Here is a 22,366-nt window from a genome sequence, read left to right as displayed (position 1 = left end):
GGGGTTTCCGGGGGATCAGGGTAGGGCCTGGGGGGGCCGCGGATCCAGCGTTGCGGCGCTTTGGTGCGTGGGCCCCGGGGGGCCGGCGTTCCGTGGACCGACGAGGGCGATTGCGAGATGGTCGGAGGCGGCCCCAAGCTGGACCCCCCGAAGCGAAGCAAGAGCACCATGACCGACGACACCAACCCCGTCCACGAGCAGAACCGCCGCTCCTGGAATGCCGTCACGCCGGCCCACAACAGCCACAAGCACGATCAGGCCGGCTTCCTGCGCAGCGGCGGCACCACGCTGTTTCCCGAGGAGCTCGAGCTGCTCGGCGACGTCGCGGGCACGCGCCTGCTGCACCTCCAGTGCAATTGCGGCCAGGACAGCCTCAGCCTCGCGGCGCTCGGAGCCGAGGTCACGGGCGTGGACATCTCCGACGCGGCGATCGATTTCGCCCGCACGCTGTCGGCCGACTCGAGCCTGCCCGCCACGTTCCACCGCAGCGACGTGCTGCCCTGGCTCGAAGACGCGGCGGCCCGCGGTGAGCGCTTCGATCGCGTGTTCTCCTCGTACGGCACCATCACCTGGCTCGAGGATCTCCCCCGCTGGGCCCGCGGGGTGGCCTCGGTGCTCGCCCCCGGCGGCCGCCTGGTGCTGCTCGAGTTCCATCCGCTGGCGTGGAGCTTCGACCGCGAGGGCAAGGTCATCGAGCACTACTTCATCGACGGACCCATCGAGGAAGGCGGCGTGAGCGACTACGTGGGCCGCTCCCAGGAGGGACTCTCGCCCATGGGCCGGGCCGAGGGCACACGGGAGTTCGCGAACCCCGAGAAGGCGATCTGCTACCAGCACACCGTGGCGCAGACGGTCCAGGCCATCGCCGACGCCGGCCTGTTCGTCGAGCAGCTGCGCGAGTACCCCCATGCCAACGGCTGCTTGATCTTCGAGGGCATGCAGCCCCTGCCCGGGCGACGCTTCGGCATGCCGCAGGGCGTGCCCTCGATGCCGCTGATGCTCGGGCTCGTGGCCACGCCGCGCTGAGGCGGATCCGCCGATCACGTCAGCTGCCGGCGCGCCAGCTCGCGGAACGGTCCCTCGCGCTCGAGCAGCTCCTCGTAGCGCCCCTCGTCCACGATCCTTCCCCGATCCATCACGAGGATCCGGTCGGCGTTCTGAATCGTCGAGAGCCGATGCGCGATCACGATGCGGGTGACCTGGAGCGACTCCAGGCTCCGCGAGACCACCGCCTGGGTGCGGTTGTCGAGCGCGCTGGTGGCCTCGTCGAACAGCAGGATCTTGGGCTCGTCGACGATCGCTCGCGCGATCATCAGGCGCTGGCGCTGCCCGCCGGACAAGCTGGTTCCGCCATGGCTGACGATCGTGTGCAGGCCCATCGGCATCGCCTCCACGTCGTCCTCGAGGCCCGCGCGCCGAAGCGCCCGCCACACCTGCTCCTCGTCGTACACGTGGGCGCCGCAGATGTTGTCGCGGATGCTGCCCGAGAGCACGCGGCTGTCCTGCAGCACCACGCCGAGCTGGCGCCGAACCTCCGACACGTCGAGACCGGACAGCGGCTGCCCCGAGTAGAGCACCGTGCCCGTCACCGGCTGCTCGAAGCCCAGCAGGAGCCGCAGCAGCGTGGACTTGCCGCACCCCGAGGGTCCCACCACGGCCACGAACTGACCGGCCTCCACCCGAAAGCTCACCTGGTCGAGCACCATCGGCTGATCGGGCGTGTAGCGAAACGAGAGCTGCGTGACCTCGACGTCCCCCGTGAGCCGACCGGGATGCTCCTTGTGGGAATCGGCCTCGACCTCCGCCGCGAGGATCGGCCGCGCCCGCTCCCACTGCGGAATCGTGGAGATCAGCACCAGACCGTTCTCCAGCAGCCCCAGCAGCGAGCCCATGAAGATCGTGAACGCGGCAAAGAAGGCGAGGAAGTCCCCGGTCGTGAGCCGCTCTCCCAGGCCCACGCTCGCGAGGTAGAAGATGGTGGAGGTGGTCACGGCCGGATAGACGCTGCGCAATCCTCCCACCCAGATGTCCAGCAACGTGGACCGGTAGCGGAGCTGTCGCAGCATGCGAAACTCCCGAGCCCAGAGCTGGAAGGCCGCCGTCTCGAGGCCCGCCACGCGGATCTTGGCGATTCCGTCGAACAGCTGCAGCAACACCCCGGAGAGCCGCCCCCGCAGGGTCGCCGCCTCGCGCTGAAAACGGAGCTGCAGCAGCGACGAGCCGAGACTCAGCGCCAGGGGCACGACCAACAGCCCCACCGCCACGAGCGCCAGCCTCACGTCGTAGACGAACAGCAATAGCAGGTACCACGTGCCGAACAACGCCGAGAACACGCTCGAGATCACGCTCCCCGACAGCGCGCGATGGATGCGGTCGATCCCCGTGGCGCGCTCCGCCAGGTCGCCCGCGGTGTAGTCGCGAAAGAAGCTCACCGGGAGGCTCAGCAGTCGGTCCCACGTGGCCGCCTGGACGCCGATGCTCATCTTGGTCCCCACGCGAATCATTGCGACCGACCGCACCAGCCCGAGCACCGTGCTCCCGATCGCGAGCCCCACCAGCAACAGCACGACCTGCAGCAGCAGGCCGCGCTCCGCCCCCGGGATGATCGCGTCGAAGATCCGGCCCATGACCAGCGGAAACACCGTGCCGAACAGCCCGATGAGAGCGCCGAGCACCAAGCCCGTGGACAGATCTCGCCGCACGTCGAAGAACGCGAAGCGCAGCAGATCGCGCCTCCGGAGCGCGCGGCCGGGCAGCGTGCGAAAGAAGCCGTAGCCGAACGGCTGGAGCGCCTGGATGTGGGCCTGGGACAGCCGGGTGGTGGTGCGGGACTGGGGATCATGGAGCTCGTACCCTCGCCCTCGACCACGAAGCAGCGCCACGGGTCGCTGGTCGTCGCCCAAGAACCCGAGCATGGGACCGCCGTCTCGTGTCCACCACTCGTGCTCGAGCAGGATGCGACGGACGCGGAGCCGCAGGCCGCGAGCGAGGTGGCGCACCCGATCCTGCTGTGCCGCGCCCTCGATCGGCACCAGCACCGGGGGATCGGGCTGGCCGAGGGCACGGGAGATCTCGAGGAACGCGGCGACGAGAGCATCGCGATGGTGGGCTGGCGCGGGCCGAGCCGCGGCCACGTCGGAGAGCGACGCCAGGGTCTCCTGGAGCCGCTGTGCTTCAGCCTCCTCCTTGAGCCGCATGCGCTCGCGCTCGGCGAGCCCCTCGACGCGCACGCGCTCCTGCAGGGCGATCATCACGCTGCGGTGGAAGGGCTCGAGCGCGGCCTGGATCCACGCCATCGCATCCGTCGGACGCGCGGCGCGATGGGCCACGTCCCCCGAGCTCGCGACCGGCCCCGGCGTACGCGACAAGAGCTCCACCCAGTGCTCCACATGGGCCGTGACCTCGTCGCGGAAGTCGTCGCCTCGCGACAGCTCACCCAGCCGCGACACGTCGAGTCGACGCAGCACCGTGTCGGCGTCGACCACGGCGAGGAAGCCGATCGAGTCGCCCACGGACTCGTGCGGGACGCCGAACAGCACCTGTCCCTCACCGAGCCCTCCGGCGTAGCGACGCAGACCGACCGGCAAGCCGTCGCGGGTGGGCACCCAGAACAGCTCCACGCGTCCCGATTCCACGTACCACGCGCTGTCGCAGTCCGACAGCAGCAGCGGCGCCTGGGTCGACACCCGCGCCCGCCGGGCCTCGCCGAGCATGATCCGCCGCAGCGGCGACTCTGATCGATCGTGCACGCTCATTCCACCGAGCGGATCAACCCCACGTACGGGCCCGCCTGCCGCACCAGCTGTTCATGGGTCCCTCGCTCGACCGCCACGCCCCGATCGAGCACGATGATCTCGTTGCAATCGCGGATCGTGCTGAGCCGGTGGGCCACGACCACACACGTACAGCCCCTGCGCCGCAGGTTGTCGTCGACCAGCTTCTCCGTGGCGGGGTCGAGCGCGCTGGTGGCCTCGTCGAGCACCAGCAGGCTGGGTGACTGGGCCAGGACTCGCGCGATCTCGAGGCGCTGCCGCTGCCCACCACTGAAGTTGCGACCGCCCTCCTCCACCCGGCTGTCGTAGCCGCCGACCCGCGACATGATCTCGTCGTGGATCGCGGCGTCGCGAGCCGCGTCCATCATCACCTGCTCGGGGACCGTGGGATCCCACATCGTGATGTTCTCGCGCACGGTGCCCTCGAAGAGGCTGATGTCCTGGCTGACCAGGCCGATCGTGCGATTGACGACCGAGCGAGGCAGCCGTCGTCGATCGAAGCCCCCGAGCAGCATGCGCCCCTCCCAGGGCTCGTAGAGCCCGCACAGCAGCTTGACGAGGGTCGACTTGCCGCTGCCCGAGGACCCCACCACCGCCACGCGGTGGCCAGGCTCGAGCACGAGGCTCAGGTCCGAGAGCACCGGAGCCGCGAGACGACTGTAGCCGAACGAGAGGTCTTCGAGCACGAGCCGGCCCGTCAATCGTCCCGCTGGCACCACCTCGCTCGTCGCCGAGTGCCCGTTCGCGGCCTCGAGCCGCGGATCCTCGAGCCGCGGATCCTCGAGCACCGGGTCTTCGAGCAACGGATCGGGAGGGTGGGAGAGCACGTCGTCGAGCCGAGAGAGGCCGCTGTCGAGGGTCTGTAGCTCGGTCGCGAACCCGGCGACTCCCCGCACGGGCTCCATGAAGCTGCTGGCGATCGACTGGAACGCCACCAGCGTGCCCAGCGTGAGATCGCCGTCCATGACGCGCAGCGCTCCGATGCCGAGGACGAGGTAGCGCTCGAGCAGCGACAGCAACGACGGCACGGCATCGTAGACGAGGTTGGCCTCGCGATACTGCTGCTGCACCGAGACGCTGCGCGCGTAGTGGCCCGACCAGCGCGAGAAGAAGTCGGGCTCCGAGCCGCTCGCCTTGATGCTCTCGATGAGCTGCAGCCCGCCCATCGAGACCCCCGCCAGCGCGGCGATCTCCTTCTCCATGCGCCGCGCATGATTGACGCGCCGCCGCACGAGCAGCTTGAGCGTAATGAGGTGCAGCGCGGCGAACACGAACACCACGGCCGCCAGCAACCCGTCGTAGTAGGCCAGCATCGCGCCGAAGAACGCGGCCAGCAGCAGGTTGAGCACGGCCTCGGCCAGTCGCCCGGAGATCACGGTGGCGAGCGTGTCGTTGACCCGCAGGCGGCTCGCGATGTCTCCGGCGAGCCGCGCGTCGAAGAACCGCACGGGTAGTCGAAGCACGTGCCACATGAACCGGCTCGAGCCGGTAACCTCGATGCGCAGCGAGAGCTTGAGCAGCGCGAGGCGCCGCAGCATCGAGATCGTGGTGCGGGCGCCGTAGGCGACGATCACCGCGACGACGAGCGGAATGATCCACTCGGTCTTGCCCGCCACGAGGATCTCGTCGATGAACACCTTGGAGAACACCGGGATCAGCAGACCGGGTGCCACCAGCAACGCGCCCAGCAGGATCACATAGGCGATGCCCAGGCGGGCGCCGGGGAGCCGCTCGCGGAGGCTCCGCACCACCGAGCTCCGGACGCCCCCGCGCTCGAAGCCAGGCCCGGGCCGAAACGCGAGCACCACCCCTGTGAACGACTCGTCGAGCTCGTCCAGACCGATGGTGCGGGGACCCGTGGCTGGATCGTTGAGGTAGGCTCGATCGTTCCCGACCGCCTCGACCACCACGAAGTGGTTGAAGTTCCAGTGGGCGATGAGCGGAAAGTGAAGCTCGTGCAGGGCCCCGGGCTCTCCGCTGAACGCCTCGACCTCGAGACCATACGAGCGTGCAGCCTTGGCGATGTTGCTGGCCGAGCTGCCGTCGCGTGATACCCCGCAATCCTCCCTCAGCTGCTCGAGGGGCACGTAGCGACCGAAGTGCGCGAGGATGATGCCGAGGCACGCGGCACCGCACTCGGTCGACTCCATCTGGAGCACCGTGGGAGTGCTCCCGATCCCGAACCACGTGCGGAGGAAGGCGCTCGTCACGGCCAGCTCAGCTCCCGAGCGCCTTGCGCAGCGCGGGCAGGACCAGGGTGATCGGCGCTTGCTCGCGCACGGTGATCGTGGCCGTGCACGGCGTCCCCGAGGTCAGCGGTTCATCGGGGCCCTCGCCCGACGACCACTCGAACCCGCTGGACGTGGTGGGGTCTTGCGACAGCGTGGCGATGACGGCGAGCGCCGGTCCGCCCGCGAGGAACTGTACCACCAGCTCCTCGTTGCCGAGCATCCGCAGCATGCCGCGTCGCGACGCGGGGAACTGCGAGACCGACGAGACCTCGCCCTCGATGAAGCCGAATTCCTCGCGCTTGGCCGTCGATGGCGAGATCCTCACGCGCATGCCCGACCGGATCTTCTTGCCCTCGGTGGCTCGCACGTAGAGCAGCACCTCGAGCTCCGCGGGATCGACGTCGACCGTCGTGGGATCGATGCTGAGGATCGGGGACCCGGGCGCCACGAGATCCCCGGGGTTGACGCGCTGCTCGATCACGCGTCCCGCATGGGGGCTCGTCACCGTGGAGTTCTGCTGCAGGCGGTCTTGTAGGGCGCGCAGCGCTCGCTCGGCCTCGTGGATCCTCATCTCGCTGGTCTGGATGTCGACGAGGCGCTGCTCTTGCTGCTCCTCGCCCGCCACGCTGGTCTCCCCGAGCAGGGCTTGCCACGCCCGAACGTCGGCCTCCTCATCGGCGATCTCGAGCCGCGTCTGCTGGACCTCGTCCTCGAGCACGATGCCTTGCGCATGGAGTGCCTGTTGGTTGACGAGCTTCTTCTTCAACCACTCGAGCCTCCGCCGCGCCGAGTCGATATCGCGACGCAGGTTGTCGCGCTCGATCTTCGTCTGCCGGGCACGCTTGGCGATGTTCGCGGTGCCAAAGGCCAGGAGCTCCTGATGCCTGATCCTCAGCTCGCTGAGCTGGGCCTGCTTGTTGTCGATCTCCGTGATCAGCTCGGTCTGCGCGAGCTCGGCGATGGCCTCGCCCTCGGCCACGAAGTCACCGACCTTGGGGTGCACCACCGTGACCTGACCCATCGCCAACGAGACCACCTCCTGCATGCCTCCCTGACGAATGATGATGCCCTCGGCCTCCACGTTGGTGGGCAGCGATCCCGCGATCGACCAGGCGATCACGCAGCCGGTGAGCACGGCGAGGACGACCGCAGCGAGCCACTCCCTGGGCCGAATCAAGACGAGCTGACGATCGAGGTGCTCGGGCGACGAGATGCGCTCGAGCGCGATCTTGCGAAACACATGGCTGGACTTGCTGGCCACGGAAACATCACGACGACGTCGACCGTCGGTGGAAGTGCTCGAGGCGGCATCGTATAGTATTCGGGTGCTCGGGTGCGCTCGGGTACGCCCCAACCATCCTCTTTGGTGAGCCATCTTGGTGAAGGCTTGGCCCGTGATCGAGTCCCCGCTGATCGGACGGCTTGCGCTACGCGAAGGGTTGATCTCGGTCGCGCAGCTCGAGGCCGCCGTGCGCGTGCAGGGGCGCTCGGATGGCGCGCGGCGCCTCGGTGACATCCTCGTCGAGCTCGGTCACCTCGACTCGGCGGGCCTGGCCCGGCTGCTCCAATTGCAGCAAGAGACACCGCTCGGATCCGCCCGAGCTCGCGACGCCGACCGACCGCTCCCCACTCCCGTGCGCCTGCAGCTCGACGCGGGGCTGCGGCCGATGCTCGGCGCATGCGCGCAGGCGGGCGTCAACGATCTGTTCCTGACGAGCGGTGAGCCGGCGCGAGCTCGCGCCCACGGGCGCTATCACGACGCCAGCGACGAGGCGCTCTCGGGAGCGGTCCTGCGCTCGTTGGTCGCCGACCTGCTCACCGACGAGCGCCGTCGCGCGCTCGACCAAAGCGGCTGCGTCCGCTTCATGATCGAGCATGCGGGCGAAGCACGCTTCCGCGCGATGATCCATGCCGGTGAGGGCGGCCTGGCGGCCACCTTCCGGGTGCTCCCGGCCCAACCTCCCACGCTCTCGTCGCTCGCTCTGCCCGCCGCCCTCGCTCGCCTCGCCACCTTCGAGCGCGGGCTCGTGCTGATCGGGGGCGCGCTCACCAGCGGCAAGTCCTCGACTGCGGCCGCGCTCATCGATCTCGTCAACGAGGATCGCTCCGAGCTGGTCCTCACCGCCGAGCGCCTCGTGGAGCACGAGCACCGCTCCAAGCGCTCGGTCGTGCAGCAGCGACAGCGCTTGCCCTCCGAGGGGCTGGAGCAGGTGTTCCGCCCCGCCGCGCATCGGCCCAGCCTGCTGCTGGTCGATCCTCTGCATGGTGAGGCGGACCTGCGGGCCGCGCTCCACCTGGCCACCATCGGTCACCTGGTCTATGGAGTGGTTCGTGCCACCGACGTCGCGTCCACGCTGTGCTGGGCAACCGAGCGGGTCGGCAGCGAGGAGCGCGAGTGGCTGCGTGGCGAGCTCGGCCGAACCCTCCGCGCCGTCGTGTGTCAGCGACTGCTCGCGCGGACCGGCGGGGGCCTGGTACCGGCGGTCGAGCTGATGCTCGTCAACGATCATCTCTCCGGCGTCATCCGGCAGGGACGCTTCCACGAGGTCCGCTCGGTGCTGCAGGCCGGCGAGTCACAGGGGATGCTCGACATTGAACGCTCGGTACGGTCCCTCCGCGAGCGTGGGTGGACGCCATGACCGTGGGACGAGTCCACGAGCTCTTGCTCGAGCACGTGCGCAGCGGCGGCTCGGATCTCTACATCACGGGCGAGCAAGAGCCGCGCACCACCACCACCACGGGCCATGGGGTCGTCGGCCCGCCGGTCCCGAGCAACGCCGTGCTCGAGCTACTGGACGCAGAAGCCACCCCGACCCAGCGCAGCCGCTTCGACCGCAGCGGCTGCGTCGCGCTCACGCTCGCGCTCGGCGGCGCCCGCCTGCGCGCGGTGTTCTTCCGCACCGCGACCGGCGTGGCCGCCAACATCCATCGTCTCCCCGACCGGCTGCCCGATCCCGTCGCCCTTGGCCTCCCCGGTGCGCTGCTCGAGCTGACCGAGCAGCCGCGTGGCCTGGTGCTCGTGACGGGCCCCCAGCGCTCGGGCAAGTCCACCACCCTGGCGGCCATGATCGGCCACATCGTACGCTCGCGAGACGAGCACGTCGTCACCGTAGAAGAGCCCACCAAGTTCGTGCTCCGCTCCGAGCACGGACCCTGCACCCAGCTCGAGATCGGGCGCGACGTGGCATCCCACGAGGAGGGGCTCGACCTCGCGATCGATCTCGGCCCGTCGGTGCTCGTCGCTCGCGATCCACCGCAGTCCGCCATCGAGCGGGTGCTCGCCGCCGCCGAGGCCGGCGTGCTCGTGCTCGCGTCCATCGCAGCCCACGACGTCGGTGCCCTCGTCGACGAGCTCACCCATGCGCTGTCGCCATCGTGCGTGGCAGCTGCGCTGCCGACCCTGGAGCGGCTGCTGCGAGGCGTGGTGCTCCAGCGCCTGCTCCCCGATGCGCACGGCCGCGGCTGGCACGCCGCACACGAGGTCCATGGCCCCGTCGCGATCCGAGACCGGGACCGCGATGCGCCCCTGCCCTGGCTCCACCGGCTCACCCCGAGCATGCAGGCACAGCTGCTCCAGCTGGTCGGCGATGGTCGAGTCGCGGCCGAGGATGCCCTACGCGTCGCCCCCGATCGCATCGCCTTCCTCGACGAGCTCGAGGCGCTCGGGCACCCACGCGGGCCGTCCACATGAGCGCCCTCTGATCGGATTGGCCGCGCTCAGCCGCGCCGCAGCAGCAGCGACCTGCGCTCGATGTGCTCGATCGCCGAGCGACGCCCACCCAGGCCCAGCATGGAGGCGGTCACGCTCAGCTCGGGCTCCACGCTGCGACCGTGGCGAGCCCTGAGCACGTGCCGCATCGACCAGCGGCGCTCGTGCTTGGCCCGCATGACCGCGCGCCAGCGTGCCGTGAGCTCGTCGACCTGCTCCACCACGAAGCCGCTGCGCTCCGCCAGCGCCTCCCAGGGCGTGGACACCGAGCTATAGGTCGTGAAGGCGAGCACCCCCGCGGGGCGGAGCACGCGGTGAGCCTCGGCCAGCGCGGCGGCGGGCTCCTCGGCCATGTAGAGCGCGTCATGGGAGAACGCGGCCGCAACCGAGCCCGCCGCGAGCCCCGTGGCCGCGAAGTCTCCCACCACGAAGCGCTCGTGCCCCTCCGGGCTCGCGCTCGACCTCGCCTGGGCGATCGCGACCTCGGAGCCATCCACGCCCACGAGCCGGGCTCCCAGCCGCGTGGCCAGCCATCGTCCGATCCCGCCACGCCCGCAGCCGAGGTCGAGGAGCAGCGGATGCTCGCGCTCCCCCGCCGCCAGCGCGCCGCGGAGCTGCTCGAGCACGCGGGTGAGATCCTCGAAGACGAGGAACCCGTTGCTGAGGCCGAGGACCCTGGGATCGGTCAGCTCCTCGGGCCCCAGGGTGGCCAGCTCCGCGTGGATGGCGTTGCCGTAGATCCGGTCGTACGCCGCGGCCTTCACAAGGGCTTCCGCATGAGCAGGGCCGCATGGGCTCCATAGCCGAGGTGCTCGTAGAAGCCGATCACCTCCTGGCGGCTGTCCAGGAACAGCGCCACCAGCCCGCGCTCGCGGGCATCCTGCTCGGCAAAGCCCAGCAGCTGCTTGCCGATCCCCCGGCCCCGGTGGGAGCTTCGCACCACGAGATCATCGACATGCAGGTGGGGTCCCCGCGCGAGGGTGTCGACCCTGCGCATGCCGAGCACGCCCACGATGCGATCGCCCTCGAACGCCCCCACCAGCTCGTAGCCGGCCGCCCGCTGCAGCGCGAGCCGCCGCGCGTACTCGCCCTGGTCGAGGTGCGTGCGAAGCTCGACCACCACCTCGAATGCATCGGTGGCTTGCTCGGGGGTGAGACGCTCGATCCGCAGCTCGTTGGTCATGGCTCAGCTACCCTCGAATTCTTCTTCGCTGCCCACTTCGTTGTGTGTGATGTCGTTGAACTGGGACAGTCGCTTCTTCATGGTATCACGAACGAAAGCGCCCTTGCCCGCACTCATGGCCTCCTCGAGCAACCGGGCCGTGTACGCGATGTGCGCGGTCTCGTCGGCGAGCAGTCGGTCCATGACCTTGCCGACCGGCTCGTGGTGCTCCTCCACCGCGTACCCGAGCAGCGCGGGCCGAAACAGGGTCTGATTCACCCGCGTGCGGATCTCGCCGATGTTCATCTGGATGAGCTCGTCGAGCGTCCGCCACTCCGACTGGGTCTCGACCGCGCGCTCGGGTCGATCCTTCTTGCCGAACCGCGGGGAGTGCTCTTGCAGCCGAGACTTGATCTCCGGAGTGATGGCGAAGGTCATGTCGAGCAAGGACACATAGAGGAGTGCGTGTCGAGACTCGTCGATCGCGTGCAACCGCACGAGATCCGCAATGCGCTCGTCGGCGGCACACCCAGCGAGGCGCCAGAGGCTGCGCGAGCCGATCCCCTCCTTGTTCGAATTGCCCACCAGGCTCTCGGCGAGCCACTGCTTGTTCTTGGCGAGCCGAAAGAACTTCTTGCCGTACCACGGCCGCTCGAACGGCGGAGGTGCCGCGGCGAAGGCGTCGCGGAGGCAAGCGGCATACTGGGGGAGGGGCTCGACCCCACCGTCCTTCATGGCATCGAGGATCGTCTCTGCGAGCGACATTGGTGCATTCCTTCGTGGCAAGAGGCGCTGGGGGCGAGCCCCGCAGCGCGCAGGGTCGTTGGTCTAGGGGCGATAGGCCGCATTGCAGGCGTCGTACGCCGCATTGCAGGCGTCATACGCCGCATTGCAGGCGTCGTATGCCGCGTTGCAGGCGTCGTACGCCGCGTTGCACGGATTGTACGCCGCATTGCAGGCGTCGTACGCCGCGTTGCAGGCGTCGTACGCCGCATTGCACGGATCGTAGGCCACGCCGCCCGTCACCTTCTCGAGGTGCTCGAGGTCGATCTTGGTCAACTTCTCGCTCCCCGTGGCGAGCTTCCTCAGCTTCTTCGATTCATCACTCATATCTACTCTCCCAGTCACGCTGGCGCATTCCACCAGCACGAGGCTCCGAACTATATCATCGCCGCTCCATCCCACAACAACACATTCACCGCCGCCCGTTACATCGATCGATGGCTCGATATCAATCGGCTCGAAATTACCACATGCGATCGAAGTCGGCTCGATATCGTGACACGACGGATCGCATTCGCACGCTCCTGGCAAGGGCCGGCCGCGTGTCGCGGCCTCGAGGCGACAGTGTCACTTTCGCACGCACGCGGATCCGAGCGACCTCAGGCCTCGCCCGCCGTGACGAACCCGAACTTCATCAGCCACAGCAAGTGTCGCAAGACGCGACCGCGAGGGCCGTGGGTTTGCGCGAGCACCGCCACCGTGCGTGGACCGGCCTCGAGCGCCCCGAGCAGCTCCGCGAGCAGCTCCTCGTCGTGGATCTCGAAGCGCCCCGAGAACGGCAAGACCTCGCGCCCCTCCAGCAGATCCCGCCCGGCCGAGGTGAGCGCGAGCGCATCGTCGTCGCTCAGCACGCGCGACGCATAGTGACCCACGGTGCCGAACAGCGGTGGATCGTAGGGTGAAGGTCGGCGATCGGCATCGAGTCCCCTGGACGCATCCTCGAGCTCGGCCCACAGCGACTCGTAGGCCGCCACGATGGTCGGCCAACCAAAGCACGACGTGGCCCGGCGCCTGGACTCCTCGGCCATGCGCCCGCGGAGATCGGCATTGTGCACGAGACCGGCGAGCGCCGCCCCCAAGGCGCGAAGGTCGATCACGATCGATTGCCCCGCGCGCATGTCCCGAAGCACGTCCTTGGTCATGGCGATCGGTACGTCCGAGGAGCAATCGGCCCAGAGCGTGGGCACGAGGATCCCCGTTCGATCGTGCTCCACCGTGTCGCGATAGCCGTCCCAGTCGGAGACCACCTGTGGAATGCCCGATGCCATCGCCTCGAGCGGCGTCAGCCCGAAGCCCTCGTCGATCCAGTCGGTGGGAGCCACGAAGACGTCGCCGCAGTTGTAGACGAGGTGCCGCTCGTCGGGTCGAACGTGGCCCAGGAACCGAATGCGATCGGTGATCCCGAGGTGCGCCGCATAGGAACGGATCAGCTCCTCGTATCCCGCAACCTCCACCCGGCCGGCGATGACCAGCAACAGCTCGGGCGTGGTGGGGGCGAGCTCGGCCAGGACACGCAGCAGCGGCAAGAGGTCGCCCTTCTGCACGGGGCTGACTCGGCCCACGTAGAGGAGGATCGTGGCCTCGATGGGCAGGCCGAACCGACGCCGGTGCTCTGCGCGATCGCGAGGCTTGAACGTCTCGGTGTCGAGCCCCCATGGGATCACCTCGACTCGACCCCGGTAGCTCGGCGAAGGGCCCAGCGACGACGCGGCCATGTGGGCGAACAGTCGATCGAACACCCCGGCGAGCGATCGCGAAGGACACACGAGCGCATCGCAGGGATGGGTGGGCCCCAGCAGGAGGGGGAGCACGATCGTGCTCAGGTGTCGATTGGGGTGGCCGTTGTGGACCGCGAACGTCAGGGGGTAGGGAGCTCTCTCCGAGCGCTGTCGGACGGTGATCACTCGGCTCATGTCGTGGACCAGGTCATGCCAAACATGGATGGCTCCGTCGCGAGCACGGTCCTCGGCCTCGAACACTCCGCGGGTCGAGCACCGGCCGCGCATTCGAGCCATGAGCTCGGTCCGGGGCTCCATGAACACCTCGAGCTCGCTGTGCTGCCCGTGGTCCATCATCGCCTCCATGAACTCGTTGCAGATGATGGTCAGGCCCGAGTCCCGCTTGGCTTCCGGCGGATGGAAGATGCCCACGGTACGTCGAGACTCGCTCATGGTGCAGGTGTCCACTGGCGACCGAATGGTAGCAGCATGCGAGCGAGTGAGATCGCGCGGGGGTCTCGCGCTCGTTCGTGCGCCAGCTCGAGCTCAGTCGATCGGCCCGCAGTCGTCGAGCTGATCGCACGAGAGCACGTCGCTCTCCACGATCACCGATCCCGCGCACAGGGCCGGGATCATCGTCTTGGTGCTGTAGGCGTCGAGCGGGTTGTCGGTCACCCACAAGCGGCCGCACGAGACGTCGAAGATCGGCGCGTTCTCGATCGCGCCCAGATCCATGATCTCGTTGCTCGACAGATCGAGCTCCTCGAGCAGGGTCAGGTCGACGATCGGCGAGACGTCGGTGAGCCCGTTGTCGGGCACGTGGAGCCACTCGATCGCCAGCGACATGCCGTCGAGGCTGGTCAGCCCGATGCCGGCTGCCGACACCGTGCGCAGGCCGGGCAGCGCCCATAGCTGCTGGGGGTCGAGCAGCGGCGCGCGATCGAGCTCGATCGACTCGATCGGCAGAGCCACCAGCGGAGCCAGATCGGTGACCTGGGTGTCGGAGATGGTCAGGTACGAGAGCGGGGCGAGGCTCGCGAGCGGCGAGAGATCGCCCAGCGGGTTGTCATCGATCCACAGCCACGCCACCTGCGTGGTGCCGAGCGGCGCGATGTCGGTGATCTGGTTGCGACGCAGCGCGAGCGTGTGGATCGTGCCGTTGGCGAACAGCGGCGACAGCTCGGTGATCCCGCAGCCATCGAGCTCCACGTGGCTCAGCTCAGGAGCCGAAGCAATCGGCGACAGGTCGGTCACCAGCGTGTCGTTGGCCACGAGCTCCCACAGCAGCGGCATGCTGGTCACGACCGCCAGATCGGACACCGGGCTGCCCTCGACGTGCAGCTGCCTCAGGAACGAGCCCGCCAGCGACGAGACGTCCTCCACCTCGGTGCGGTTGAGCCAGATCTGAGTTGGCTGGGACGCGGCCAGCGGTGGGAGCTGTGCCACCGGAACGTCCTCGATGATGAGGTCTTCGAGCGCCTCCAGCCCGGCGATCGGAGTGAGGTCGGTGAACGAGTCCACGCGGAACACGATGGTCTCGAGGTTGGGGAAGCACTCCAGGCCCCCCAGGCTCCCCACGTCGGTCTCCGCATCGTCGAGCACGAACGGGAGCGAGGCGGCGAGCTCGGGCGTGATCACGTCGGCGGGCCCGAGCCCGAGGAACTCGCGCACCCATGCATCGAGCACCGGATCTTCGAGGCAGATCGGATCGCACGACCCGGGCTGATACGTGCACGCGACGGGGGGCTCGTGCGTGTCGCTGCTCGAGCCGTCGACCGGCCCCTGCGTGGCGTCGACCGTACCCGAGCCCATGGTCTGGCCCGTGGAGCCGCCCGTGCCGTCGGTGGCCTCGGTGCCGCCCGTGCTCCCGTCACCCGACGTCGCCGGACCGCACGCCCCGAGGCCCAGGCAGAGCACCGCCGTCCCCATCGATCTCGTCACACCACCCATCGCGCCACCCATCATGCCACCCGCGACGCACGCTCACCTCGAGAAAGTGGTTGCATCGCATCGCTTGCCGGTCATACTGCCCCCTCGCGAGGGATTGCTGGCTGCTGCCCTCGGGACCCGACCATCCTTGCCCCCCGCCACCGGCGTGGAGCAAGCGACTGCGCGAGGCTCGTCCTCGCCCTTCCCCCGAGCGCGATGGCGCGCCTCTGGCCCCGAAGGCCATGCGGCGTGCCATCTGGAGCAGCCGTCATGTCCACTCGACTCCATCGCGTCTTCGCGGCCCTGGCTCGCGAGGGCCTGCACCTGTCCACCACCGATCATGGCTACCGGATCCGTCGCCCCGATCGCGACGACATCCCGCCGGCCGAGCTGGTGCTGCCGCCCGACTTCCCGCTGGAGTCCAAGGCGCTGCACCAGCTGATGGGCTTCGCGGGCGTGCGCCACCCGGCGGGCGGCCACGTGTGCCAGGTCTGCGCCACGCCCGACTTCCATGCCGGCCACCTCGTGCCGGTGGGTGCGGTGGTGGCCACCACCACCGATCTGGTCGTGCCGCAGGCGATCGGCACCGACATCAATTGCGGCATGCGCCTGCACGTCACCGACCTCGACATCGACGCATTCGCAGCGGGCAAGGAGGCGCTGGTCGAGCGCCTGCGCGGCGATCTCTTGCTGGGCACCCGCGACCTGCCCATGACCCCGGGCTCGATGGCCGCGATGTTCGACGAGGGCTGCGTGGGCTGGCTCGAGGCGGTGGCCGAGCGCCCGCTGGGCGCCCTCGCGCGCAGCGAGACCAGCCAGCTCTGGCGCGATCTCTGCCGAGTCTACGAGGGCGGCAGCTTCCCCGGCGCGTCCCGCCATGCTCCCGAGGCGCTGTGCGACCCCTCCCGCGACTCGCTGCGCGACCCCACCCTGGCCACGCTGGGCAGCGGCAATCACTTCTGCGAGCTGCAGGTGGTCGAGGAGATCCTCGACGCGCGTCTCGCCTTCGAGTGGGGCGTGCGACCGGGCCAGGTGGCGTTCATGATCCACACCGGCTCGCGCGGCGTGGGCCGCCACGTGGGCAACACGTGGATCGACCGCGCGCGCAAGCGCTGGCCCACCGGGGTGCGTCATCCCGAGACGGGCATCTTCGCGCTGCACGGTGACGACGCGGCCGAGTACCTCGAGGCGATCCACACCGCGGCCAACTACGGCTTCGCCAACCGCCTGCTCCTGGCCGAGCTGGTGCGGCTGCGCATGCGAGAGGTCTACCGCGCCGACCTCGAGGCTCCGCTGGTGTTCGACGTGCCGCACAACATCGTGCTGCGCGAAGGCGACCGCTTCGTGCACCGCAAGGGCGCCACTCCGGCCCACGCGGGACAGCCGGTGCTGATCCCGGGCTCCATGGGCCACTCGTCGTACCTGGCCGTCGGGCGCGGCTGCCCCCTCACGCTCAGCTCGGCCTCGCACGGGGCCGGACGCGCGCTCAGCCGCTTCGAGGTCGGCCGCCGCGGGCCCGCCGATCCCACCGCCCTGGGCCTCGATGGCGTGGAGTGCATCACCCTCAAGGCCGAGCGGCTGATCGAGGAAGCGCCCGCCGCCTACAAGCCGATCACGCCCGTGGTCGACATCCAGGTGCAGGCGGGCGTGGTGTCGAAGGTGGCGCGACTGCGACCACTGCTGACCTTCAAGGGGTGAGCTCGTACCGTGCTCGAGCGGAACGAAAATTGAAATCGACTGAAATCGTGAGCACTGCAATTCGTGTTGCCCGTGCTCGCCGGATTCAGCTAGTACATACACTCATCACAACCAGGATCCAGGTGGCGATCGATGGAACTCGGCTTGTGCATGGTCGTCAAGAACGAAGTCGGTCACCTGACGGATTGCCTCGAGAGCATCCACGACCTCTTCGATGACATCATCGTGGTCGACACGGGCTCGACCGACGGAACCCAGGATCTCCTGGAGTCCCGGTTCGGTGTCACACCGATCTCGTACCATCGAACGACCCATGCTGGACTCCTGGACTTCAGCGCCGCGAGGAACCTCGGAATCTCTGCCATCGGCGCCCCCTGGGTGCTGGTCCTCGATGCCGACGAGCGCGTCGCCAGGCAGGAGCTGAAGCAGCTGCTCGAGCTGGACCCGGATGCGAAGGACACGCACGATCGAGATGCCCCTCGTCGTCGATCTCCGCCACGAGTTCGGCGACGGCTATCACATCTGCCTGTTCTTCAACCGGTTCGAGGCCTTCGCGAGGGAGCTGACCCCTTCGCCGACTTGATCCCCGACGGCCCTGGCGAGTGATGGGGCCGGGCCCCGCCAGCATCGCGGCCGACGGCTCGTCGCGTGAAGCGGCTGAGAGAGCCTCCCCGGCGTCGCCGGAGCAGCCGCGACCGCCGCCGTGCGCACTGCGGGCGGAAAGCGCCTATGCTCCGGTCCGTGGACGTACCCACCCCCGCTCCCGCCCCCGATCGCCCGCGCACCCGCCGGCTGGTCCTGGGCGTGATCGCGGTGATCGTGCTGCTGTGCGTGGTGTTCGGGATCACGGTCCGGCGACAGCAGGCCCGCTACCAGGAGTACCGCGCCGCCACCCTCGAGGCCGGCCCGCTGCCCTGGACCGAGCGCACGATGAGCCCGCAGGAGTGCGTGGCCTTCACCGTGGACTGGGCCATGGCCTGCCCCGGCGTGGAGAGCTGGTGCGCCAACGAGGCGCCTCGGCTCACCCGCGAGTGCCTGAGCAGCACCGATCGCAGTGAGTATTGCGAGTCGCTGGGCGACGAGGTGGCGAGCACCCACTTCGGCTACGCCGAGTGCGAGACCATGCGGCAGAGCGTCGAGGGCCGCTACACCAAGCGCAACCACAAGAAGTTCTGCGCGAGCAGCTACCGCGCGGTGGCCGAGTACTGTCGCTCGAGTCCAACGCCGTAGGCCGGGCCCGGCGCTACGGACACGCCACGAAGAACTCGATCGGCAGGTTGCCCACGTCGCTGATCACGTTCATGCCGTGGGACGAGCCGTCGAGCGACAGCTCGACCGGCATGAGCACGGTGCCCCCCGCCGCGCCACAGTAGGCCGGGGTCCCGGCCGGCACCGCGTTGAGCTGGATCGACGCAACCACGTCGGCCCCGGTGATCGGATTGGCCGCCCCCGGAATCAGGATGATCCCCGTGTCCCAGTAGAACGTGCCCGTGGCCGCATCGACTGGCACCCCCGCGTAGGCGTAGACGTCACCCACCGGCTGCCGCGGCGCCGTGGTGCTGCCGATGTCGAGGCTCAGCCACTGCAGCGTGAGATCGACGGTGCCCGAGCCCGGCGTGGCGGTGACCACGGCCTGGAACGGCAGCCCCGGCTGCCATGAGGAGTTGTAGGCCATCAGGTAGGTCTGCGGGCCCATCGGCATGCCCGTGTCGGACACCGTCGTGTCCCCGGTGCCATCCATCGTGTCGCTGGTCGAGTCGTTGCCGCTGCCGTCTCCCGGATCGGGATCGGTCTCGAGCTGAACCGTGTTGCTGAAGCAGCCCAGGCCCAGAACGGAGACGAGCAGCGGGAGCGTGCGAAGCCAAGACATGACCGGCGAAGCGTAGCAGAGGGTCCTGGGAGCGGCTAAGATCTCGCAGGAACCCACCATTAGTCACGGGCGGGCGCCTGCCGGATCGCGTGACGGGGGACAGGCGGGATCTCGGCCGAGCGCCTTGGCCTCGAGGGCGGCTTGGTCGGACCGACCCGCCGCGCACAGGGCATCCAGCTGCACGAGTCGACGCTCGTCGGCCAGCTGCCCGTCCGGGAAGCGACGCGCGTGCTCGGCCAGCCGCTCGAGCGCATCCTGTGGCCGACCGTTGCGCAGTGCCTGCCGGGCGCGTCGCACGAGCGCGAGCTCGGCGGTGAGCGCATCGGTATGTGGCTCCTCGACCGCGTTGGTCTGGGCGGGGGCGGCTGGGGCCTGCGGACGGACCACCGGCCGCCGCGTGGGCTCGGACGTGGGGACGGGCACACGCGGCGCCGGCACGGCCGCCTCCGCCAACGGCTCGACCTCTCCCGCGGCCACGGGCCGCTCGTCTCGGGTTTTGTGGTGCGTCGAGCCGGAGGGCTCCGCATGGCTCTCCAACCGCGCAGGTGCCGAGCCGCTCGCCGCAACCATGGCCGCCCGCGCCCCCAAGAGCCCGACCCCGAGCGCGGACCCCACGGCCAACCACTTGGCTTGCGCCCACCATCCTCCGCCCGTGGCCACGGCTCCCCCGCTGCCCCGGCTGGGCACCAGGCCGCCCGCCACCAGCCCCCACATGCGCCGGCGTTGCTCGGACGACGGCTCGGGAGGTCGCAGCCGCGACAGCTCGCGCCGGGTCTCGCGGCCCGCCTCGCGATCGAGCCCCTGCCACGCCGCACGCAGCCGCGAATACACGGTCCCGAGCGGCAACCCCAGCGCATCGGCGACCTCGGGAGCGGTCATGCCCTCGAGCTCGGCGAGCACGAACACCGCACGCTTGTCGTCGTCGAGCCGCTGCAGCAGGGCGGCGAGGCTGTGGGCCGCCTGCACGCGGTCGAACGGCTCGTGCACGCCCTCGGGGGTCTCGGCGTCGGCGAGCACGAAGCGCCGCGCCCGGGCGTCGGCCGAGCGGCGGTAGCGAAATGCGATGCGCCGCGCGATGCCGAACAACCAGCTCCGCGCGCTGCTGCGCCCCTCGAACGTCGACCAGCGGCGATGCGCGGTGACGAACACGTCCTGCACCGCGTCGTCGAGCGCGGCCTCCTGCACGCCATGGTGCCGCAGCGCCCGGCACACGAAGCCGCAGTGCTCGTCGAACAACGCGGCGATCCGGGCCGCGGGATCGTCTCCGGCCCCGTGCGGCTCGATGGCATGCGACGCGGTCATGATGCCTCGCTCAGGGTAGCCGTAGCTCGACGCTCAGGCCCACGCGCACCGCCACGGGATCCACCGCGTGCACCAGGCCCGCTTCGGCGATCGCGAAGCGATGGCGCCGCAGCGGCGCCACCAGGTCGAGCCGAGCCCCCACCGAGAGCCGCGACGTGGGCACCCACTGCGGGCGAGCGCTGGCCACGGCGGCCACCCACAGCGCGTTCACGGTCCTCGGGTGGAGCAAGCCGATCCCGCTGCCCCTCAGATCGCCGACCTCGACGCCCCCGCACAGCGGCAGCGCCATCCGATCGCGCCGGGGCACGCCGCACCCCCGCACCCCTCCCGTGAACAGACCGAAGCGTCCCCCCACCGCGGGCAGCCGCTCGCTCACCCCACCCGGCCCCACCGACGCCAACCCCGAGAGCTCGAGCCGAGCCCGCCGACCACCCACCCCACCGGAGAGTTCGAACGCCCCGGCGCCTCGGGGCAGCACCCCCAGCTCGCCCATCATCGCCGCGGCCAGCACGGCGTGCGGGCGGGGCCGCGACGGCGGGCGATCGGTCGCCGATGGCCCGCTCGCTCGCGAACGCTCGATGCGCCGCTCCGCCGATGCCTCGGGCTCGCCCACCGCCTCCGTCGAGGGCGGCGGGTCGATCCGGGGCAGAGGCGGGAGCCGGGGCTCGGGCTCCCGCTCGACCACCGGCGAGGACTCGAAGTCGCCCGTCGACGCGCCGGCCACCGCCAGCGGATCGAGCTGCACCGCCACCACCAACGCAACCGCGTCGGTCAGCGTGGCGCAGTCGCGTCCCTCCAGGGTGCGGCGCACCGCCGGCCCAGCCGACGCGAGCTCGAGCGCGACCCGCCAGCCCTCGCCCACGGGCTCCGCCGCGAGGGCGAGCCTCGCCTCCGGCGGCGCGCGACCCAGCAACGACGTCACGCGACCCGGCAAGCCCTCGGCCTCCACGCATGCCGGCTCGGTCTGCCACCGCAGCTCGAGCCCGGCCGGGGCCGGATCGAGCAAGAGCATCGAGAGGAGCGGTGCCAGCACGCGTGGGTCGATTATCGGAGTGCGCGCGGGGCCGGGCAACGCCGGCCCCGGCCCCCGGTGTCACGGAGTCACCGCCCACGCCGCCATGGCATAGCTCGCCAGCGGCGTATCCGTGCACGTGGGCATGGGCGTGGCGTGGGCCGAGGTCACGCTCACTCGCATCTGCTGCTCGGGGAAGGGCGTTCCGATCATGCCTTCCTGGTAGGGATGCAGCACCAGCGGCGATTCCTCGATCCAGCCCGCCGTGATCGCCATCGGCTCGTCGTTGCACTTGGTGATCGGGCCACCGCACTGGGAGTCGGTGGTCCCCACCCCCATGCCCTTGTGCCAGGGCGCCCCGCCCAGCATGTCCGAGACCTCGAGGCCCCAGGACGAGTCGATCGGATCGACGTACTCGGCATCGAACAGATCGAGCACGGGTGCGCCCTGCCCGTCCTCCAGCATCACCCAGCCGTTCCAGCCCATGCCCCACCACTCGAGCACCACCGACAGCCACACCTGGTCGCCGATCGAGTCGACCACCTCCGCCGCCGGTACGGTGCCCGTCATCTCGATCACGGGCGAGGCATCGCCCTCGAACATGACATCGGCGTCGAGCCGACCGCTCAGGGTGCACTGCAGCGGAATCGTCCACGTGGGATCGCCCTCCTGACCGGGCGTCTCCACCACCTCGCCCACCGTGCAGGGACCGGTGAGGATGGCCGCGAACTGGGGGTCGATGCCCTGCAGCGGCGCGATGCCCTGGCCGTTGAACAGCCAGCGGGCGTACTCCGGATCCTGCTCGCACCCGGGGTCGCCCGTGTCGCCCGTGGTGGGGTCACCGTCGGTCCCGTCGGTCCCATCGCTTCCGACCGAGGGATCGGGCGGCTCGTCGGCCTCTCCGGAGGTCGCGCTGGTGGGCACTCCGCTGGTGGCGCTGGGATCGGGCGGCATCTCGGTGCCCCCGGTGTCCTCGCTCGCCCCGCCGGTGTCCTCGGCCGTCTCGCCGAGGTCGTGGGTCACGATGCAGGCAGGCAGCGCCAACGCGGCGCCCAAGCAGGTCATCAAGCCAATTCGATTCATGGGTCCTCTGGCGGCCCCGCCGGGGGCCTCACCAGGGTTGGTCTCGGCCGTGGCCCGCGCCCATTAACCGATCTTCGAAAATTCCTCCGGCCCGCG

At 69.8% G+C, this 22,366-nt stretch carries 18 protein-coding genes and 1 pseudogene; 6 read left to right on the top strand and 13 right to left on the bottom strand.

Annotated elements, in window-relative coordinates; genetic code table 11:
- The first annotated feature begins 168 nt into the window (after positions 1 to 168).
- The gene (locus OEB96_RS13305; RefSeq protein WP_266215986.1) at positions 169 to 1,026 is read left to right on the top strand and encodes a class I SAM-dependent methyltransferase; all 858 of its coding nucleotides are present in this window, start codon (positions 169 to 171) and stop codon (positions 1,024 to 1,026) included.
- Between the two features lie 14 nt (positions 1,027 to 1,040).
- On the opposite strand, the gene OEB96_RS13300 is transcribed toward OEB96_RS13305, so the two are convergent.
- From OEB96_RS13300 to OEB96_RS13290, 3 genes are read right to left on the bottom strand one after another with little or no spacing between them, the layout of a single operon-like run.
- Positions 1,041 to 3,749: an NHLP bacteriocin export ABC transporter permease/ATPase subunit gene (locus OEB96_RS13300; protein ID WP_266215985.1), complete on the bottom strand. Its 2,709-nt coding sequence runs from the start codon at positions 3,747 to 3,749 to the stop codon at positions 1,041 to 1,043.
- A 2-nt stretch (positions 3,750 to 3,751) separates the two neighbouring features.
- On the bottom strand, positions 3,752 to 5,983 hold the full coding sequence (locus OEB96_RS13295; RefSeq protein ID WP_266215984.1) for an NHLP family bacteriocin export ABC transporter peptidase/permease/ATPase subunit: 2,232 nt from the start codon (positions 5,981 to 5,983) through the stop codon (positions 3,752 to 3,754).
- Positions 5,984 to 5,990: 7 nt separating this feature from the next.
- Positions 5,991 to 7,265, bottom strand: a complete 1,275-nt coding sequence (locus OEB96_RS13290; protein ID WP_266215983.1) for an NHLP bacteriocin system secretion protein — start codon at positions 7,263 to 7,265, stop codon at positions 5,991 to 5,993.
- 133 nt (positions 7,266 to 7,398) lie between these two features.
- Here OEB96_RS13290 and OEB96_RS13285 point away from each other — a divergent pair, with 133 nt between their 5' ends.
- Positions 7,399 to 8,643: an ATPase, T2SS/T4P/T4SS family gene (locus OEB96_RS13285; protein ID WP_266215981.1), complete on the top strand. Its 1,245-nt coding sequence runs from the start codon at positions 7,399 to 7,401 to the stop codon at positions 8,641 to 8,643.
- Positions 8,640 to 9,695 (top strand): ATPase, T2SS/T4P/T4SS family, encoded by a 1,056-nt coding sequence (locus OEB96_RS13280; RefSeq protein WP_266215980.1) that lies wholly within the window; start codon positions 8,640 to 8,642, stop codon positions 9,693 to 9,695. Before OEB96_RS13285 ends, OEB96_RS13280 begins: the two co-directional genes overlap by 4 nt.
- A gap of 26 nt (positions 9,696 to 9,721) precedes the next feature.
- On the opposite strand, the gene OEB96_RS13275 is transcribed toward OEB96_RS13280, so the two are convergent.
- From OEB96_RS13275 to OEB96_RS13250, 6 genes are all read right to left on the bottom strand, one after another.
- Positions 9,722 to 10,477: a class I SAM-dependent methyltransferase gene (locus OEB96_RS13275; RefSeq protein WP_266215979.1), complete on the bottom strand. Its 756-nt coding sequence runs from the start codon at positions 10,475 to 10,477 to the stop codon at positions 9,722 to 9,724.
- Positions 10,474 to 10,896: a GNAT family N-acetyltransferase gene (locus OEB96_RS13270; RefSeq protein ID WP_266215978.1), complete on the bottom strand. Its 423-nt coding sequence runs from the start codon at positions 10,894 to 10,896 to the stop codon at positions 10,474 to 10,476. The genes OEB96_RS13275 and OEB96_RS13270 overlap by 4 nt, the downstream gene beginning before the upstream one ends.
- 3 nt (positions 10,897 to 10,899) lie before the next feature.
- Positions 10,900 to 11,640, bottom strand: coding sequence for a hypothetical protein (locus OEB96_RS13265; RefSeq protein WP_266215977.1), 741 nt, complete (start codon positions 11,638 to 11,640; stop codon positions 10,900 to 10,902).
- Positions 11,641 to 11,703: 63 nt separating this feature from the next.
- Positions 11,704 to 11,985 carry a hypothetical protein gene (locus OEB96_RS13260; protein WP_266215976.1) on the bottom strand — a complete coding sequence of 94 codons (282 nt, stop codon included), beginning with the start codon at positions 11,983 to 11,985 and terminating at the stop codon, positions 11,704 to 11,706.
- Positions 11,986 to 12,257: 272 nt separating this feature from the next.
- A complete protein-coding gene (locus OEB96_RS13255) occupies positions 12,258 to 13,829 on the bottom strand; it encodes a glycosyltransferase family 4 protein (protein ID WP_266215975.1) in 1,572 nt (523 codons plus the stop codon).
- Between the two features lie 93 nt (positions 13,830 to 13,922).
- Positions 13,923 to 15,326 (bottom strand): leucine-rich repeat domain-containing protein, encoded by a 1,404-nt coding sequence (locus OEB96_RS13250; RefSeq protein WP_266215974.1) that lies wholly within the window; start codon positions 15,324 to 15,326, stop codon positions 13,923 to 13,925.
- Positions 15,327 to 15,575: 249 nt separating this feature from the next.
- Between OEB96_RS13250 and OEB96_RS13245 the strand changes: the two genes are divergently transcribed.
- From OEB96_RS13245 to OEB96_RS13240, 3 genes and pseudogenes are all read left to right on the top strand, one after another.
- The gene (locus OEB96_RS13245) at positions 15,576 to 17,003 is read left to right on the top strand and encodes an RtcB family protein (RefSeq protein WP_266215973.1); all 1,428 of its coding nucleotides are present in this window, start codon (positions 15,576 to 15,578) and stop codon (positions 17,001 to 17,003) included.
- Between the two features lie 132 nt (positions 17,004 to 17,135).
- Positions 17,136 to 17,432 (top strand): annotated as a pseudogene (locus tag OEB96_RS46635) (glycosyltransferase); the annotation flags it as partial.
- A 312-nt stretch (positions 17,433 to 17,744) separates the two neighbouring features.
- Positions 17,745 to 18,233, top strand: a complete 489-nt coding sequence (locus OEB96_RS13240) for a hypothetical protein (protein WP_266215972.1) — start codon at positions 17,745 to 17,747, stop codon at positions 18,231 to 18,233.
- Between the two features lie 13 nt (positions 18,234 to 18,246).
- Here the strand turns inward: OEB96_RS13240 and OEB96_RS13235 are convergent, their stop codons facing one another.
- From OEB96_RS13235 to OEB96_RS13220, 4 genes are all read right to left on the bottom strand, one after another.
- Positions 18,247 to 18,873 (bottom strand): hypothetical protein, encoded by a 627-nt coding sequence (locus tag OEB96_RS13235; protein ID WP_266215971.1) that lies wholly within the window; start codon positions 18,871 to 18,873, stop codon positions 18,247 to 18,249.
- 63 nt (positions 18,874 to 18,936) lie between these two features.
- Complete coding sequence (locus OEB96_RS13230) at positions 18,937 to 20,175, bottom strand: sigma-70 family RNA polymerase sigma factor (RefSeq protein ID WP_266215970.1); 1,239 nt, start codon at positions 20,173 to 20,175, stop codon at positions 18,937 to 18,939.
- Between the two features lie 10 nt (positions 20,176 to 20,185).
- Positions 20,186 to 21,208: a hypothetical protein gene (locus OEB96_RS13225; RefSeq protein WP_266215969.1), complete on the bottom strand. Its 1,023-nt coding sequence runs from the start codon at positions 21,206 to 21,208 to the stop codon at positions 20,186 to 20,188.
- A gap of 60 nt (positions 21,209 to 21,268) precedes the next feature.
- Positions 21,269 to 22,252 carry a hypothetical protein gene (locus OEB96_RS13220; protein WP_266215967.1) on the bottom strand — a complete coding sequence of 328 codons (984 nt, stop codon included), beginning with the start codon at positions 22,250 to 22,252 and terminating at the stop codon, positions 21,269 to 21,271.
- Positions 22,253 to 22,366 lie beyond the last annotated feature (114 nt).

It is taken from the genome of Paraliomyxa miuraensis, from assembly GCF_026337845.1.
GTDB classification, from domain to species: domain Bacteria; phylum Myxococcota_A; class Polyangia; order Nannocystales; family Nannocystaceae; genus Paraliomyxa; species Paraliomyxa miuraensis.
The sequence above is the reverse complement of the archived record's forward strand: the minus strand, read 5'-3'. Positions and strand labels throughout refer to the sequence as shown.

Coding starts and splice junctions, on each gene's coding strand:
- OEB96_RS13220 (WP_266215967.1), bottom strand. CDS start 22,252: ATGACCTGCTTGGGCGCCGCGTTGGCGCTGCCTGCCTGCATCGTGACC.
- OEB96_RS13255 (WP_266215975.1), bottom strand. CDS start 13,829: ATGAGCGAGTCTCGACGTACCGTGGGCATCTTCCATCCGCCGGAAGCC.
- OEB96_RS13260 (WP_266215976.1), bottom strand. CDS start 11,985: ATGAGTGATGAATCGAAGAAGCTGAGGAAGCTCGCCACGGGGAGCGAG.
- OEB96_RS13270 (WP_266215978.1), bottom strand. CDS start 10,896: ATGACCAACGAGCTGCGGATCGAGCGTCTCACCCCCGAGCAAGCCACC.
- OEB96_RS13305 (WP_266215986.1), top strand. CDS start 169: ATGACCGACGACACCAACCCCGTCCACGAGCAGAACCGCCGCTCCTGG.
- OEB96_RS13250 (WP_266215974.1), bottom strand. CDS start 15,326: ATGGGTGGTGTGACGAGATCGATGGGGACGGCGGTGCTCTGCCTGGGC.
- OEB96_RS13235 (WP_266215971.1), bottom strand. CDS start 18,873: ATGTCTTGGCTTCGCACGCTCCCGCTGCTCGTCTCCGTTCTGGGCCTG.
- OEB96_RS13230 (WP_266215970.1), bottom strand. CDS start 20,175: ATGACCGCGTCGCATGCCATCGAGCCGCACGGGGCCGGAGACGATCCC.
- OEB96_RS13265 (WP_266215977.1), bottom strand. CDS start 11,640: ATGTCGCTCGCAGAGACGATCCTCGATGCCATGAAGGACGGTGGGGTC.
- OEB96_RS13245 (WP_266215973.1), top strand. CDS start 15,576: ATGTCCACTCGACTCCATCGCGTCTTCGCGGCCCTGGCTCGCGAGGGC.
- OEB96_RS13280 (WP_266215980.1), top strand. CDS start 8,640: ATGACCGTGGGACGAGTCCACGAGCTCTTGCTCGAGCACGTGCGCAGC.